At 62.8% G+C, this 14,571-nt stretch carries 14 protein-coding genes and 1 pseudogene; 5 read left to right on the plus strand and 10 right to left on the minus strand.

What is annotated here, in order from left to right; genetic code table 11:
• Both RMO18_RS18865 and RMO18_RS18870 read left to right on the plus strand, forming a co-directional pair.
• Positions 1 to 643 (plus strand): enolase C-terminal domain-like protein (locus RMO18_RS18865; RefSeq protein WP_309668017.1); only part of this gene is annotated, 643 nt, incomplete at its 5' end.
• A gap of 16 nt (positions 644 to 659) precedes the next feature.
• On the plus strand, positions 660 to 1,784 hold the full coding sequence (locus tag RMO18_RS18870) for an aminotransferase class V-fold PLP-dependent enzyme (protein WP_309668018.1): 1,125 nt from the start codon (positions 660 to 662) through the stop codon (positions 1,782 to 1,784).
• Positions 1,785 to 1,812: 28 nt separating this feature from the next.
• Here RMO18_RS18870 and RMO18_RS18875 read toward each other — a convergent pair whose 3' ends face one another.
• From RMO18_RS18875 to RMO18_RS18885, 3 genes are all read right to left on the minus strand, one after another.
• Positions 1,813 to 3,009: a UbiH/UbiF family hydroxylase gene (locus RMO18_RS18875; RefSeq protein WP_309668019.1), complete on the minus strand. Its 1,197-nt coding sequence runs from the start codon at positions 3,007 to 3,009 to the stop codon at positions 1,813 to 1,815.
• Positions 3,010 to 3,079: 70 nt separating this feature from the next.
• On the minus strand, positions 3,080 to 3,310 hold the full coding sequence (locus RMO18_RS18880; RefSeq protein WP_309668021.1) for a hypothetical protein: 231 nt from the start codon (positions 3,308 to 3,310) through the stop codon (positions 3,080 to 3,082).
• Between the two features lie 76 nt (positions 3,311 to 3,386).
• Positions 3,387 to 4,034 (minus strand): pyrimidine 5'-nucleotidase, encoded by a 648-nt coding sequence (locus RMO18_RS18885; protein ID WP_309668022.1) that lies wholly within the window; start codon positions 4,032 to 4,034, stop codon positions 3,387 to 3,389.
• Positions 4,035 to 4,140: 106 nt separating this feature from the next.
• Between RMO18_RS18885 and RMO18_RS18890 the strand changes: the two genes are divergently transcribed.
• Positions 4,141 to 4,776 carry a GntR family transcriptional regulator gene (locus RMO18_RS18890; RefSeq protein ID WP_309668024.1) on the plus strand — a complete coding sequence of 212 codons (636 nt, stop codon included), beginning with the start codon at positions 4,141 to 4,143 and terminating at the stop codon, positions 4,774 to 4,776.
• An 83-nt stretch (positions 4,777 to 4,859) separates the two neighbouring features.
• Here RMO18_RS18890 and RMO18_RS18895 read toward each other — a convergent pair whose 3' ends face one another.
• Complete coding sequence (locus tag RMO18_RS18895) at positions 4,860 to 6,731, minus strand: glycosyltransferase (protein ID WP_309668025.1); 1,872 nt, start codon at positions 6,729 to 6,731, stop codon at positions 4,860 to 4,862.
• An 84-nt stretch (positions 6,732 to 6,815) separates the two neighbouring features.
• Positions 6,816 to 7,976, minus strand: coding sequence for a glutamine-hydrolyzing carbamoyl-phosphate synthase small subunit (gene carA / locus RMO18_RS18900; RefSeq protein ID WP_309668027.1), 1,161 nt, complete (start codon positions 7,974 to 7,976; stop codon positions 6,816 to 6,818).
• Positions 7,977 to 8,159: 183 nt separating this feature from the next.
• On the opposite strand from carA, the gene RMO18_RS18905 reads away from it, so the two are divergent.
• Entirely contained in the window at positions 8,160 to 8,618 is a 459-nt protein-coding gene (locus RMO18_RS18905) for a GatB/YqeY domain-containing protein (protein WP_309668028.1), read from the plus strand.
• 341 nt (positions 8,619 to 8,959) lie between these two features.
• On the opposite strand, the gene RMO18_RS18910 is transcribed toward RMO18_RS18905, so the two are convergent.
• Positions 8,960 to 9,442 (minus strand): DUF2244 domain-containing protein, encoded by a 483-nt coding sequence (locus tag RMO18_RS18910; RefSeq protein WP_309668029.1) that lies wholly within the window; start codon positions 9,440 to 9,442, stop codon positions 8,960 to 8,962.
• A 132-nt stretch (positions 9,443 to 9,574) separates the two neighbouring features.
• A complete protein-coding gene (locus RMO18_RS18915) occupies positions 9,575 to 9,937 on the minus strand; it encodes a hypothetical protein (protein ID WP_309668031.1) in 363 nt (120 codons plus the stop codon).
• Between the two features lie 75 nt (positions 9,938 to 10,012).
• Here RMO18_RS18915 and RMO18_RS18920 point away from each other — a divergent pair.
• Positions 10,013 to 11,410, plus strand: a pseudogene (locus RMO18_RS18920) (IS3 family transposase).
• Positions 11,411 to 11,626: 216 nt separating this feature from the next.
• Here RMO18_RS18920 and RMO18_RS18925 read toward each other — a convergent pair.
• The 3 genes from RMO18_RS18925 to RMO18_RS18935 all read right to left on the minus strand — a co-directional run.
• A complete protein-coding gene (locus RMO18_RS18925) occupies positions 11,627 to 12,604 on the minus strand; it encodes an aldose epimerase family protein (RefSeq protein WP_309668033.1) in 978 nt (325 codons plus the stop codon).
• 62 nt (positions 12,605 to 12,666) lie between these two features.
• Complete coding sequence (locus RMO18_RS18930) at positions 12,667 to 13,668, minus strand: ABC transporter permease (RefSeq protein ID WP_309668034.1); 1,002 nt, start codon at positions 13,666 to 13,668, stop codon at positions 12,667 to 12,669.
• Positions 13,665 to 14,571, minus strand: a 907-nt coding sequence (locus RMO18_RS18935) for an ABC transporter permease (RefSeq protein WP_309668036.1), incomplete at its 5' end; no start/stop codon positions are given. The genes RMO18_RS18935 and RMO18_RS18930, both read right to left, overlap by 4 nt.

Consider the following 14,571-nt stretch of genomic DNA (forward strand, 5'->3'; position numbering starts at 1 on the left):
CGACAGGGATGAATGGCCGGGGCGCACGGAAGCGGTTATTCCCATTGTAGCCAAAGCCTTGGGAAGCGAAGTTGAGAAACTGGTTGATGGCAATTCCTGTTTTTCGCCAGCGCGCGCCATCGCCGTGGGGCGGCTGCTGGAAGACAATGGCATCGGTCATTTCGAGGAGCCTTGCCCCTATTGGGAACCGGATCAAACGGCTGAAGTTCGCGCAGCCCTGTCCATCGACGTGGCGGGGGGTGAGCAGGATTGCGAATATTCCAGCTGGCAACTGATGTTCGACCGGCAGGCCGTGGATATCGCCCAACCAGACGTGATGTACATGGGTGGCATCCACCGGACGCTGGAGGTGGCCCGGATGGCCGCCCGCGCCGGGTTGCCGGTGACGCCACATGCCGCAAACCTGAGCCTTGTGACGATGTGCACCATGCATCTGTTAAAGGCCATTCCGAATGCTGGCAAATATCTGGAACTGTCGATCGAAGGCCTGGATTACTATCCGTGGCAGGATGGGCTTTTTCTGGGCGACCCCTATGGGGTGACCGGCGGTCATGTAACGGTGCCTGATGCGCCAGGCTGGGGCGTAGAAATCAACCCGGATTGGCTGGACCGCGCCACCTATCGCGTGTCAGAACTGTCCTGAGGAAAAGGAGACTGCCATGCCCGGATTGCACGCGGATGTTGACCCCGATGGGTTGGAAGAGTTTTCGGTCGTGTTCACGGACCGTAGCCTGAACCACATGTCGGCAAAGTTCCAAGGCGTGATGCGAGAGGTCAGCGGCCTGTTGAAAGAGGTTTATCGCGGGTCGGCGGTGGCGCTGGTTCCCGGTGGCGGCAGCTATGCGATGGAGGCTGTGGCGCGGCAATTTGGGCAGGGTTCGGTGTTGATCGTGCGCAACGGCTGGTTTTCCTTTAGGTGGAGCCAGATTTTCGACGCGGGCGGCTTTGCAGGCGAGACGACGGTGGTGATGGCGCGCCAGACTGGCAACGGGGCGCAAGCTGCTTTTGCACCGCCGCCCGTGGAAGAGGTGGTTGCCAAGATCCGCGAAATGCGCCCGCAAGCGGTGTTTGCCCCGCATGTGGAGACGAGCGCGGGCATCATTCTGCCGGACGACTACATCGCCACAGTGGCCGCTGCGGCGCACGAGGTTGGCGCGCTGATGGTGCTGGATTGCATCGCTTCAGGCTGTATCTGGGTGGATATGGACGCGAGGGGCGTGGATGTGCTGATCTCGGCCCCGCAAAAGGGGTGGTCTGCCTCGCCCAGTGCCGGGGTTGTGGTGATGAGCCCGCGCGCCGAGGCGCGGCTGGCAGAGACGACCAGCAATTCCTTTGCGATCGACCTGAAGAAATGGCGCGCGATCATGGCCGCATATGAGGGCGGCGGGCATGCCTATCACGCCACCATGCCGACGGATGCCATTGTCGGATTCCGTGATGCGATGCTGGAAACGCAGGCGATGGGCTTTGACGCAGCGAAAGCCGCGCAATGGGCGCTTGGGCGGGCGGTGCGGGGCCTGCTGGCCGACAAAGGCGTGCCATCGGTTGCTGCCGAAGGGTTTCAGGCGCCGGGCGTGGTGGTCAGCTATACCAGCGACGCCGATATCCAGAACGGCGCCAAGTTCCGCGCGCAGGGCCTGCAGATTGCGGCGGGGGTGCCGCTGCAGGTCGGCGAGGGGGCCGAGTTCAAGACCTTTCGCATTGGTCTGTTCGGGCTGGACAAACTGGCCGATGTGCCAGCCACGGTGGCGCGGCTGCGCCGGGCGGTTGACGCAGTGCTTTGAGCGGCGGGGACGCGCGGCCTTTCACCGTTTACCGCAGTCCCAGACCCGTCCGCATCAGTGTCTTGCGGAGCGGTGTGGCAAAATACAGCGCCTCCAGTGCCTTGGCGCGCAGATCGCGCAGCGCCGGGCTGCCGGCCATCGAAGCGCGGTTCAACAGATCGATGCCAACGACGCGGGCTTGCACGTCGAGGTGGCGTTTGCGGTGGTAGGTGTCCAGGACGGCTGCAGCGCCGATATCATGGCGGTGTTCGCTTGCCAAATCCAGCAATGTGGCAATGTCGGCAAGGCTCATGTTCAACCCCTGCGCGCCGATTGGCGGCATTACATGCGCCGCTTCGGCCACCAAAGCCGTGCGGGTACCAGACATGCGATCCGCCATCTGGCTGATGATCGGCCACACAGTGCGCCGCGAGGCAAGGGTCAGCGGCCCCAGCACCTGTGCGGAGCGTTGGGTCATTTCTTCGTTGAAAGCGGCGTCAGGCAGGGCCGCAAGCCGCGCAATTTCCGGCCCCTTGTCCATCCAGACTACCGCAGAGGCGGGATGGCCTGCGCGATCAGGCAGGGGCACCAGCGTGAAGGGGCCGCCGGAGCGGTGAACCTCGGTCGAGACGTTATGGTGCGGGATTGCGTGGGTCACAGCAAAGGCCAGCGCCTTTTGTCCGTAGCGCATCGTGCGTACCCCGATTCCCGCCGCCTCGCGCACCGGCGAGGCGCGCCCGTCTGCAGCGATCAGCAGTTGGCAGGATATGGTGGTGCCATCGGTGAGGGTGACCAGCGCCTCGGTTTCGCGGGTCAACAGGCGGGCGAAGCCGACACCGGGGCGAAAGATCACATTGGGAAGGTCGGCCAGCCGCGCGACCATCTCGCGGCGTAGCAGCCAGTTGGGCAGGTTCCAGCCAAAGGGCTGGTCGGAGATTTCGCTGGCATCAAAGTCCTTGACCAGACGGGGTTCGGGCGTCGCACCACCTGCGTCGACGATCCGCATGATCTGCAAGGGGGCTGCAAACGGAGCGAGCCGTTCCCAAAGCCCCGCCGCCGCCAGGGTGGCCGCTGCCGGTTGCAGAAAGGCAGTGGTGCGCAAATCCGCGCCGTCGGCATCGGCGTCGGTCACCGGGGCCGTGGGATCGACGCAGACGACGCTGAAACCGGCTGCGCCAAACGCCGCTGCCGCCGTCAGGCCGGCGATGCCGCCACCAGAGATCAGGATTTCGGTGGAGTGGCGCATCGGATGTCCTTGGTTGGCGAACACTAGGCTGACCGGGCCTGCAAGGCCAGAGGGCCGGTTGCCCGCGCCATCACGGCAGCGTCGTCCAGATCAACAAGGTGAAGACCACAGGCACCAGCATCAGCGCGCAAAGAACCAGCGCCGGCAGTCCCCAGGTCATCACCGCAAGGATCACGCCGGTCAGGGCGATGACCACGGCATAAAGTGCGCTGTCGATATCCCTGGCAATGTCCTTCGCTATCCAGCCGAAGACCGGAATGGCGTAGAACAGACTGCTGGCGCGGGGTGCGGCGGTGGTCATCGGGCGGATCTCCTCTTGCCCACAACAGATAGGCGTGGGCGAGGCAACTGAAAGGGGCCCGCCCTGCGACGCCCTGTCACGGCAGGATCCGCGCCAGAAAGGCTGCAAGGTCATCCGTATGGTAATGAATATGCGTCGCATCCAGCGCGCTTGGCGCGACATGTATCGTCCGCATCCCCATCGCGTGCGGAGCCGCCAGATTGCGCGGGTCATCTTCAAACATCGCTGCGGTGGTCGGGCTAAGGCCATCCCGTGCGAAGACGGTATCAAAGGCGGCGCGTTCGGGTTTGGGGCGGAAATTGGCGTGTTCCACACCATAGATGCCATCGAACAGGCCAGACAGGCCGCGCGCCTCCAACACCCGTTCGGCATAGGGGGCACAGGCGTTGGTGAACACGATCCGGCGACCGGGCAGGGCAGCGATATGGGCTGCCAGCGCCGGATCGGGGGCAAGGACCGAAAAGTCTATGTCGTGGACGTCGTTCAGATAGGGGGCAGGGTCGACATCATGTTCGGCCATCAGCCCCGCCAACGTGGTGCCATAGGTCTGCCAATAGTGATCGCGCAGGTGATCTGCCCGCGCCCGATCAACGTTCAGGGCGGCCATGACCCAATCTGTCATCCGTATTTCGATCTGATCGAACAGCCGCATGTGCGGCGGATACAAGGTGTTGTCCAGATCGAACACCCAGGCGTCTACATGGTGAAAGTCGGGATGTCTCATAAGCGGCGATGTAGCGCGCGACGGGTAGATTGGGAAGGGTTGATCGCCAGGGCAGCAGCAGGGTAGGGTCCGCCGATTGCTATGAACGGAAAGGGCCCGGTGCACCGTGCAAAAAGACGCCTATATGCTGATCCTCGAGGCCATTGACCAAGGCCGCTACAAGCCGGGCGACCGACTTGTCGAAAGCGAGCTGGCCGACGGGCTAGGGGTCAGCCGGACGCCGGTGCGCGAGGCATTGCAGCGGCTGGAGACGCAGGGAATGCTCACCCGCGACGGGCGCAGCCTGATCGTGGCATCGCTGGATCACAACCAGCTGGCCGAGCTTTATGCCGTGCGCACCGAATTGGAGGGGCTTGCTGCCCGGCTTGCGGCACGGCATGCGACGCCCGAAGAAGTGCGGGTGCTGCGCAGCATGGTCGAGGACGACCGCAGTTTGCTTGGCGGCGATCCAAAGGCCTTGTCGCGCGCCAACAAACGCTTTCACAAGCAGATCCATCTGGCCAGCCACAACCGGTTCCTGGTGCAGCAGCTGGACCTAGTGCACCGGTCGATGGCGCTGATGGCGACCACCTCTTTTGCGGCCGAGGGGCGCGATGGGGTGGCGCTGGGTGAACATGACCAGATCGTGCGCGCGATCGAGGCCGGTGATGGCGAGGCCGCCTATCAGGCGCTCAAGACCCATATCAGCCGTGCCTTCGAGACGCGGTTGCGGGTGGACGCCGGCGAAATCAGAACGCGCTAGGGATATGCGAAAGTCTTTGGCAAGTTGAGGTGACTGCCAAGACCTGCACGGCACTTTCGTCAAGCGCGGAGCGCTTTATTGCGTCAGGTCTTTGCCTCTTCGACGGGATCGTACAGACCGTGCGTCGTCTTGTCCCAGTAAAACGGCTTGGTCACCAGTTCCAGCGCCGCCTTGTAGGCCGCGAGCGAGGCGAGCGGGAAGTACAATTTCATCGTTGGCACCCAAAGCGGGCTTAGGCCGTGGCGGGTGCGGCGGACCCCGATGATGCCAAGTGTCAGGTTGACCACTTCGGTCAGCGCGAATGTGGCGGCAATGCAAAGCGTTGCCCAGACAGGAAGCGTGGCCACAAGTGGGTGGTGAAAGCCGAACGGCACCAGAAGCAGGGACCAGAACAGCGGTGCCAACAGGAATTGCGCGATGGTTCCAAGGAACATCACCTGAAAGCCGATGAATGCCTTGGGGCCAAGCTGGCGCCACAACAACCGAGGGTCCCGCATGTGCACAGCCCAGGTCATCATGTACCCTTTGATCCAGCGCGAACGTTGCTTGACCCAAGGCAGCGCGCGGCAATTCGCCTCCTCTTCGGTGACGGTGGCGATGATCTCGGTCCGGTAACCGTGCCGGGCAAGGCGAATGCCCAGATCGGCGTCTTCGGTGACATTGTGGGCGTCCCAGCCGCCAAGCTGCTCCAACACGTTGCGCCGGAAGAACAGCGTCGTTCCACCGAGGGGGACGACCAAGCCCAGCCGCGCTATACCCGGCAGGATCAGGCGAAACCAGGTGGCGTATTCGATGGTGAAACAGCGACTGAGCCAGTTGGTGCGCGGATTATAGTAGTCCAGCACCCCCTGCAGGCAGGCAACCTTCGGATCGGCGCGGAGAAAATGGGCGGCCACTTTTTGGATCTGGTCGGGATCGGGCGCGTCTTCGGCGTCATAAATGCCTACGATGCTGCCGCGGGCATAGTTGAGTGCATGGTTCAGCGCGCGTGGCTTTGTCTTGACCCGTCCTTCCGGCACGATAATGACACGCATCCATACGGGAAGTTCGGCCGAGGCGAGCGCGTCTCGGGTCAGCTGGTCATCGGCCTCGACGGCGAGGATCACATCGAGCAACTCCGGCGGATAGTCGATCCGGGCAAGGCGGCGGACCAGCCGCGCGGCGATATTTCCCTCGCGGTACAACGCCACGATGATCGACACCGTCGGAAGAATGGTATCTGGCGTGTCGGCGGCAACCGCGACGCTGTTCAACAAGGTGGCCGCACCGGCGATGATTTTCAGCAAGATGATCAGAAGCAGCGACAGGGTGGCGAATGCCAGCAACGCAAGGCCAGCCTGAATGGGAAACACGGCAACCAGCAGAGTGGTGACCAAAAGCCCAAGGCAAACGCGCGGGCTGTCGTGCAAGCGCGGCCAGTTACGGCAGCTTTCCGAGGCGGCGACACGGTTCTCTGCTGCATGGGCCAGACTTGCGCCGCGGCGGGTATGGATCGCCGCCTCGATTGCACGCGCGGGTGCCAGGCCAAGGCTGACCGGACCAAGGCGCGCTTCCAGCATCGGGCGAAGCTTGCGAAAATCTTCTGGCCGCGAAAGTGCCACGATGGTCGCGTCGCCAACCCGTTTCCATGGGACAAGTCCGTGCCGCAGGCAATCCGCTGCGCCCACCAGATCAATCAACCTTGGGTCAGGCAACTGTCGCGACAAATCGACAACCCGAATGCCCCAGTTTCGGGCCGAGGTCGCAACCAGATCGCGTTCAACCACAAGTCCACGGGCGCGCAACACATCCGGCAGGCGCCCGGCTTCACGTCCACGTTGGGCAAGCGCGTGCACCAAATCATCCGACGCCACCATGCGGTCGCGCAACAGTGAAACGCCAAGGGCAGCGGGGATGATGCCCGCGGCTCCGCCAAAGACGGGTTTTCCGACGATTGGCTGGCTCTGTGCCGTCATTTTCCCCCTCCCGCTGCCAAACCAGAGCATGCGTGCGGGGGGTTAACGTTGCGTTAATCGCGAAATAGCCTGATCGGGGGTGCTTCAGGCGCTGCGACGGGCCTGCATGGCGGCGGCAAAGCGTTCAAACAAGTAATAGCTGTCTTGCGGACCGGGCGATGCTTCGGGGTGGTACTGTACCGAAAAGATCGGTTTGCCAGTGACGGCTATTCCGCAGTTCGATCCGTCAAACAGCGATACATGGGTTTCGTCCACACCCTTCGGCAGGGTCTGGCTGTCAACGGTAAAGCCATGGTTCATCGAAGTAATTTCAACCTTGCCGGTGGTCAGGTCCTTGACCGGATGGTTGGCACCATGGTGACCGTGGTTCATCTTGACGGTCTTCGCCCCCAGTGCCAGCGCCAGCATCTGGTGACCAAGGCAAATGCCGAACAACGGCAGGTCATGCTCCAGCACGCCCTTGATCATCGGGACGGCATAGGTACCGGTCGCTGCCGGATCGCCGGGACCGTTTGACAGGAACACCCCCTCGGGGTTCAGGGCAAGCACGTCTTCGGCAGTGGCAGTTGCGGGCAACACGGTCACTTCGCACCCTGCCGAGGCCAGACAGCGCAGGATATTGCGCTTGGCACCGTAGTCGATGGCGACAACCCGCAGGCCGGGCCCCGTGCGCTTGGAATAGCCCTCAGGCCAGGCCCAGCGCTGTTCGTCCCAGCGGTAGGATTGGGTGCAGGTCACATCCTTGGCCAGATCAAGGCCCACAAGACCCTTCCAGGCGCGGGCCTTGGCAACCAGCGCGCCGATGTCGAAATTCCCCGACGGATCATGCGCCAGTGCCACATGCGGCGCACCCTGCTGACGGATCGCGCGGGTCAACCGCCGAGTGTCGATGCCGCCAATGCCGATGCGACCGATCTTGACCATCCAGGCAGTCAGATCGCCAGTCGCACGCCAGCTCGACGGTTCGGTCGGGTCCCACTTCACCACCATGCCCGCCGCAGCAGGGGTGGCAGTCTCGTCGTCTTCTGCGGTGACCCCGGTATTGCCGATATGGGGGAACGTGAAGGTCACCACCTGCCCCGCATAGGAGGGGTCTGTCATGATCTCCTGGTAGCCGGTCATCGCGGTGTTGAACACAAGTTCGGCCACGGTTTCACCAACAGCACCAAATCCGAACCCGTGAAAGATGGTTCCGTCGGCAAGCGCAAGGCAGGCCGTTGGCCGCAGTGCGGAGGGGGTTGGCATCAGCGCTGCTCCCATAGGCAAAATCTGCGGCAAGCTACGGTCAGGGGGCGGCGGGGTCAAGGCTTTCAGGGAAAAGGAATATACCGCCTTTTCAATGAGTTGAAAAAGAGGGATGGAGTTGCGGTCGCTGGGGCTTCGCTGTATTGTCTGTGGTTCGGCCAAAACCATGGGGATGGAAAACCGATGTCACTGCGCGACCGTCTGCAGACCGCCTTGAAAGAGGCGATGAAAGCGCGCGAGGCCGACCGGCTTTCGACGCTCCGGTTGATCAATGCGGCCATCAAAGACCGCGAGATCGCCAATCGCGGTGAGGGTGGCGAGGGCCTGGTCTCGGATGCCGACATCATGCAGATCATGGGCAAGATGGTTAAGCAGCGTCAGGAATCTGCCCGTGCCTATGAAGAAGGTGGCAGGCTGGAGCTGGCTGAAAAGGAGCTCGCCGAAATTGGCGTCATTCAGGAATTCCTGCCGCGTCAGATGAGCGCCGCCGAAGTTGAGGCCGCGATTGTGGCTGCGGTGGACGAAACCGCAGCAGCCAGCATTCGCGACTGTGGCAAGGTGATGGCCGCCCTGAAGGGCCGCTACACCGGCCAGATGGATTTCGGCGCTGTCGGTGCGCTGGTCAAGGCGCGCTTAGGCTGAGAAGGGCCAGACCAAGCCAGATGCGGATTATGGCAGGGTCTGGTCTTATTGTTTGAGCCTTCAGGGTTGGCCCAATGCGCGGGCAGGTCGTGCATGCGCATCCACCTGCCTTGGGAATGGCGCATGTCACAGATATCAGTCTGGATCAGCTGCGAAGTCTGAGAGCGAGGGACGCAGGGCATCCCCAACTGCAGCGCCCGGACCCAAGCGGTGATTGTCGCAATTCCCCCATGTGTTCTGCGTCATGGGACCCATTGACCCGGACCAGCCTGGCTTGATCTATGGCCAAGGCCGCGCCGCTGCACGCGCCGCCATCGCGGTGGCCAGTCTGGTCCGTGACCTCAGCGCACCCGTTCCAGGGCGGTGGCCAGGTCGGCGCGCAGGGTGATGCGTTCCTCTTCGCTGAGGAACGCGCCCAGTTCGACCTCCCGGTCGTTGCCGCGCAAGGTCAGGTAGTTCGGGACCGGCCCTCCGGTTTCATGCAGGGTCAGGCGGACCCAATAGGGATTTGCCTGCCAATCCTGCCGCCCCTTTGCGCTGGTACGGGTCAGGGTGATCAGGTCGGGGGTGAGGACGAGGTCTTCGACGATGCGGGCGTCGCGGTCGTTCCGGGTGAGGGCAAGCCAGACGGCGGTGACGGCGAGGATCAGGAACGGCAGGAGCACCCAGAGGGCGGGATTGCCGATCAGCCCTGCGAGGGGCAGGGCGATCAGAGCGGCGGTCGCGCCGATGAACCAGACGAAGCCCTGGCGGGTCAGCGACCGGTGCGGCCAGAGGCGGAGCCGGGTTTCGGGACCTTGCGAAGGGAGGAACTGATAAGGCATCGTGGTAACGTAGGGCAAAGCGGGAGGGTGGGGAAGGCGACAGGATGTCCACGCGTGGACAGCCCTTGCGGGCAAGCAAAATCAATGGCTTGACCGGGCATGATTCACGGTCTGTTAACCTTTGGCCACCGTTCAAGCCGCCAGCAGCCAGTCGCTGACCGGGTTCGCCGGATCGTCGGGCATCGTCGCATGCGGCGCTGCGTGCCCATCAAGCGAGGTGCCGTCAACGGCACCGCCAGCCACGAACCAGGCATCCCAGTCGTCCGGGCCACCGTTCCAGCCGGGCGGAGTGTACCAAAGGTGGCCGGTCGCATCGCCCGGGCCGAACATGCCGCTGATGTCGACATCCCAGGTCGCATTCGCGCTGCCCATCGCATTGAGAAAGTCGTCGATGTCGCTGGCCGCAACCTCGGCCCCGTCAATCAGACTGGCGTTGTTGCCCTCGCCATAGCGGAACCAATGCTCCTCGGTCTCAGCCCATTCGGGCACCTGCATGTGGAGCCTGACTGGACCTGTCGCGGTTCCGTTCCGGTTTTTTGAGAGCAATACTCGCCATCAAGGAGACCGGTTATGGCAGCGATACACAGCGACGAGTTCAAGCGAGATGCGGTTCGCATCGCCAAACTAGCGGCCAGACCAGACGTCAGGTTGCGTCTGTTTTGGGCGATGGGTTTTCGACCCTGAACAAGTGGGTGAAGATGGTTTCCGATGAGGCTGGCCTGCCTGACCCTGATCAGAACCTGCTTCGAGAGAACGAACGGCTTCGGCGTGAGAACCGGATTCTCAAGGAGGAGAGGGACCTGATAAAAAAGGGTGAGACCATTTCCGCCAATGGTTCAAGGAGTTGCCAGTGGAAGCGCCATTGGTTCAAGCCCACTGGCGACGGTCGAACCAGTTCTTCGCGGCCCAAAAGCCGTGAAGTTTGCGTTCCTTGATGACTATCGCGGCATCTTTTCGAAGGCGCGTGCCTGCCGTGTGATGGGGGTCACGGATCGTGGCCTGCGGGCATGGAAACATCGCCCGGTATCGCACCGACAGCGGCGTGACATGTCGAGGGCAGGAACGCCATTGGTCCGAGTGAGTGCCCGAGGGTTGGCGCATATCCGGGACCAGCATCGGTCCAGCCTGGGTAGCTACGGCAGGCCCCGGATGACCGAGGAACTGAACGAGTTGGGGGTGCGTGTCGGGCACCCGTTGCCCGGCAACGGTTTGCCTGCAAACCGTGAGAGGGGCCGGGTGGGTCGTTTGATGCGGCAGAATGCCATTTCGGTCGTCAGCACCGGTAAATTCAAGGTGGAGGAGGGTCAGAAAATGATCCGGGGGATCATTTTCCCGACGACGCACAGACAGCGATCACAGGTTCAACATATCGCCGAATCTCCTGCAACAAGACTTCGCTGCGAGCCAGCCCAACCAGAAGTGCCCTATCATGGTTTGCATGCAAACCATTGTCGGGTAACAGGCAGGTGACATCACCTATGTCTGGACACGCGAAGGCTGGGTCTATTTGGCCGTCATTCTGGACCTACATTCGCGCCGGGTGATCGCCCTGCGTGATTTGCACGCAAATCCCTTCCGGGTAACAGCTGGGCCATCAGCAACCGCATGAAGAAAGACCTGGCAATCCATGCCCTGAACATGGCCATCGCCCTGCGCAGGCCACCTGGGGGCTGCGTTCACCACACCGACAGGGGCAGCCAATACTGTTCGCACGACTATCAGAAAATCCTGCGCAAACACGGGCTGAAAGCGTCGATGAGGGGAAAAGGCAATTGTTATGATAACTCGGCCGTCGAGAGCTTCTTCAAATCCCTCAAGGCTGAACTGGTCTGCTGCCGTAGCTGGCAAACCCGCCGCGACGTCGAAGTCGCCCTCTTCGAATACATCAACCGCTTCTACAACCCACGCCGCAGACACTCAGCCTTGGGCTGGAAAAGCCCCGTGGCTTTCGAACGGAAGGCCGCCTAACATGAGCACCTGACCGGAACGGAACCGCGACAGGTCCATAGAGATGTTCTAAAACCCGAAGCGCAAGCACACGAACAATGGCATGCTGTCGCCCGTTGACTTCGAAATCAGACAGCAAAATCTGAACGAGGCAGGTGTCTAGGAAACTACGGGCACCTCAGTCGCCGCCAGTGATACCGTCGTCTTGCCGTTTGTAGCGAAACCTAATTTTTGTCGTCAAATGTGTTCAAAGGCGTAGATCGTGCGGTGATCGTATGGAGCCCCGGCGGCAAGAACCGTGTCTGGAAACTGCGGCTGGTTCGGGCTGTCGGGAAAGAACTGCGTCTCAATGCAAAGGCCGGCCCTTGGGCGATAGTGCCGCCCGCCGAGGCCCGGCGCCGCCACGTCAAGCATGTGGCCGTCGTAGATCTGTACGCCCGGCTTGGTCGTCGTGACGCGCAGCCGGAAATTTGCGCGGAGCGAGGTAAGCTCGGCCACTGGGCGCATCCGGGACGGATCGGCAGTTGCCGGGCGCAGCACGAAATTGTGGTCGAGCGCCACGGTCAGATCACCAATGCGGTGGGGCTGGCGCAGATCGAAGGGAGTTCCGGCCACCGACAGGATCTCGCCCGTCGGGATTTTGTCTTGTCCGACCGGGATAAAGCTGTCGGCGTGGACGGCCAGCAGATGGTCGGAAACGTCGTGCCCGCCATCAAGGTTGAAATAGGAATGCTGCGTCAGGTTGACAGGCGTGGGCCGGTCGGTCCGGGCGCGCAGGGCCACCTCCAGCCGGTTGTCCGGCCAAAGGGTGTAGCGGCAGGTGACCTGCAGGGTTCCGGGAAAGCCCTGATCGCCGTCGGGGGACAGCAGGCCGAGCGTCACATGGCAATCCGAATGATCCACAATGTCCCAGATACGGGTCGCGAACCCAGCCTTGCCCCCGTGCAGCGTTGTCGTCCCGGCTTCGTTGCGGTCCAGCAAATGAGTGTGCCCCGCCAGCGTGAACCGGCCACCGCCGATCCGGTTGGCATAGCGCCCGACCAGCGCACCGAAATAGGGCGAATGCGCCGGATACGGGTCGAAGGTGGGAAACCCCAGCACCAGGGATTGTCGCCCGCCCGCAGCAAGCGGCAACGACAGATCGCGGATCACCGCGCCGAAGGTCAGGATTTGCGCCTGCAGGCCGCCCTCCGCCGTCAGTGTGACCTCGTGCACCTTCCGCCCATGATGGCTGCCGACGCCGCGGGGGCCTGATCCGACCGAGCGGCCCGGTGCGGTCATCGGACAGGAGGCTCGGGTGGGGCCGCCGCAACCGGGCCCGCGACACGGTGGGTCAGATGCGCCTGCAACAGCACTACGGCCAGCAGGAACAGGCCCCGGATCACCGATTGCCAATAGGCGGAGAGTGAAATCCAGCCTTTGCCGTTTTCGAAGTTCAGGATGTTGAATACCACCCCCAGCAGCAGCACCCCGGCCAGAGTGGTGCCGACCGACCCCGCACCACCGGTCAGAAGCGTGCCGCCCACGACCACCGAGGCGATGGCGAACAACTCCCACCCGACCCCTTCGATGGGCTGGCCGGCCCCGAACTGCGCGGCGAGGATGACGCCCGCCAGCCCGGCGAGGCCGCCCGAGGCGAGGTAGACCAGAAAGGTGATCCGCTCGACCGGCAGACCCATCATGCGCGAAGCATCCTCGCTGCCGCCGATGGCGAGCACGGCGCGACCCGTACTGGTAAGGTTAAGGACCAGCGAGCCCAAGACATAGGCGAGAACAGCAATCAGGGCAGGAACCGGCAGGCCGAACAGGTTGCCCTGTCCAAGTTCGGTGAAGGCGGTCGCATAAGACACCGCCACCGACTGATTGCGGGCCAACAAAAGCGCCGTGCCGCTGGCCGCCAGCATCATCGCGAGCGTGGCGATGAAAGGCATGATCTTCAGCCGGGTGACAATCAGACCGTTCAGCGTACCGGCGATCAGCCCTGCAGACACGCCTGCAACCAGCCCCGGCACAAGGCCGTAAGGGCTGGCATAGGCCGCCACCACACTACCCAAAGCCGCGACCGAACCGACCGACAGGTCGATCCCGCCAGTCATGATGACAAAGCACATTCCCAGCGAGATCAGCGCGAACATGGAATTGTAGCGCAGCACGCTGAGGATGTTGAAAGACCCCAGAAAATTGTCATAGCGCATGGCACCGAACAGGATCAGCGCAAGAAGTGCCAGAACAACACCGTAGCTGGCCAGCATCTGGCCCCAGTTCACCCCGCGCCTCATGCCGTCCGCCCCCGTTCCTGCAACCAGACCGCACCGATGATGATCGCCGCCTTGACCACCAGCGCCGCCGCATCCGGCACGCCGTTGGCAAGTAAAGTGTAACGGACCAGCTGGATGATCAGCGCACCCAGAAGCGTGCCGATGATCGTGGCGCGTCCGCCGCTCAGCAGCGTTCCCCCGACGGCCACAGCGGCAATCGCGTCAAGCTCCATCCCCATGCCGACCAGATTGGCATCCGAAGCCGAGTTGATGGCGATCACCACCAGCCCAGCCACGCCTGCCAGCGCCCCCGAGATGGCGTAGACCGCGATCTTGATCCGCCCGGTGGCGATGCCCGACAGCCGCGCCGCGCGTTCGTTGCCGCCGATTGCCAGCAACTGCCGACCAAAGCTGGTGCGCGCCAGTACCCAGGCTGCGAACACGACAATGCACAGCATCACGATCACCTGCGCCGGGATGCCAAACGGGCGGCCAAGGCCGATCCACTGAAATTCCGGCAGCTTGAAAACCTGAAGGTTACCGTTGGTCATTACCTGCGCGATGCCGCGACCGGCGATAAACAACACCAGCGTGGCCACGATGGGCTGAATGCGGAACCGCGCGATCAGCCAGCCGTTGAACGCCCCCAGCACCGTCGTCGCGGCCACCGCTACGAACATGGCTACCGCCACCGCCGCCGGGACCCAGCCGATTTCGACCAGATTGCCTAGAAAGATCATCGGCGCGATGGCCCCCGAGATCGCCATCAGCGAGCCGACCGACAGGTCGATCCCGCCCGTCGCGATCACCAGCGTCATGCCGACGGCCACGATCACGATAGTACTGACCTGTGTCAGGTTCACGTTCAGTGTCTGCCATGTGGCGAAGTTCGGGGTGACCGCGAAATTGAACAGCAACAGCACC

This window comes from Tabrizicola sp. (assembly GCF_031377265.1).
In the GTDB taxonomy this organism is placed as follows: Bacteria; Pseudomonadota; Alphaproteobacteria; order Rhodobacterales; family Rhodobacteraceae; genus JAUYQR01.

What these genes read in the sequence shown, in the direction of transcription:
- RMO18_RS18870 (WP_309668018.1), top strand. Translation starts at nt 660, where the DNA reads ATGCCCGGATTGCACGCGGATGTTGACCCCGATGGGTTGGAAGAGTTT.
- RMO18_RS18910 (WP_309668029.1), bottom strand. Translation starts at nt 9,442, where the DNA reads ATGCCTTATCAGTTCCTCCCTTCGCAAGGTCCCGAAACCCGGCTCCGC.
- RMO18_RS18880 (WP_309668021.1), bottom strand. Translation starts at nt 3,310, where the DNA reads ATGACCACCGCCGCACCCCGCGCCAGCAGTCTGTTCTACGCCATTCCG.
- RMO18_RS18905 (WP_309668028.1), top strand. Translation starts at nt 8,160, where the DNA reads ATGTCACTGCGCGACCGTCTGCAGACCGCCTTGAAAGAGGCGATGAAA.
- RMO18_RS18895 (WP_309668025.1), bottom strand. Translation starts at nt 6,731, where the DNA reads ATGACGGCACAGAGCCAGCCAATCGTCGGAAAACCCGTCTTTGGCGGA.
- RMO18_RS18930 (WP_309668034.1), bottom strand. Translation starts at nt 13,668, where the DNA reads ATGAGGCGCGGGGTGAACTGGGGCCAGATGCTGGCCAGCTACGGTGTT.
- RMO18_RS18875 (WP_309668019.1), bottom strand. Translation starts at nt 3,009, where the DNA reads ATGCGCCACTCCACCGAAATCCTGATCTCTGGTGGCGGCATCGCCGGC.
- carA (WP_309668027.1), bottom strand. Translation starts at nt 7,976, where the DNA reads ATGCCAACCCCCTCCGCACTGCGGCCAACGGCCTGCCTTGCGCTTGCC.
- RMO18_RS18885 (WP_309668022.1), bottom strand. Translation starts at nt 4,034, where the DNA reads ATGAGACATCCCGACTTTCACCATGTAGACGCCTGGGTGTTCGATCTG.
- RMO18_RS18915 (WP_309668031.1), bottom strand. Translation starts at nt 9,937, where the DNA reads ATGCAGGTGCCCGAATGGGCTGAGACCGAGGAGCATTGGTTCCGCTAT.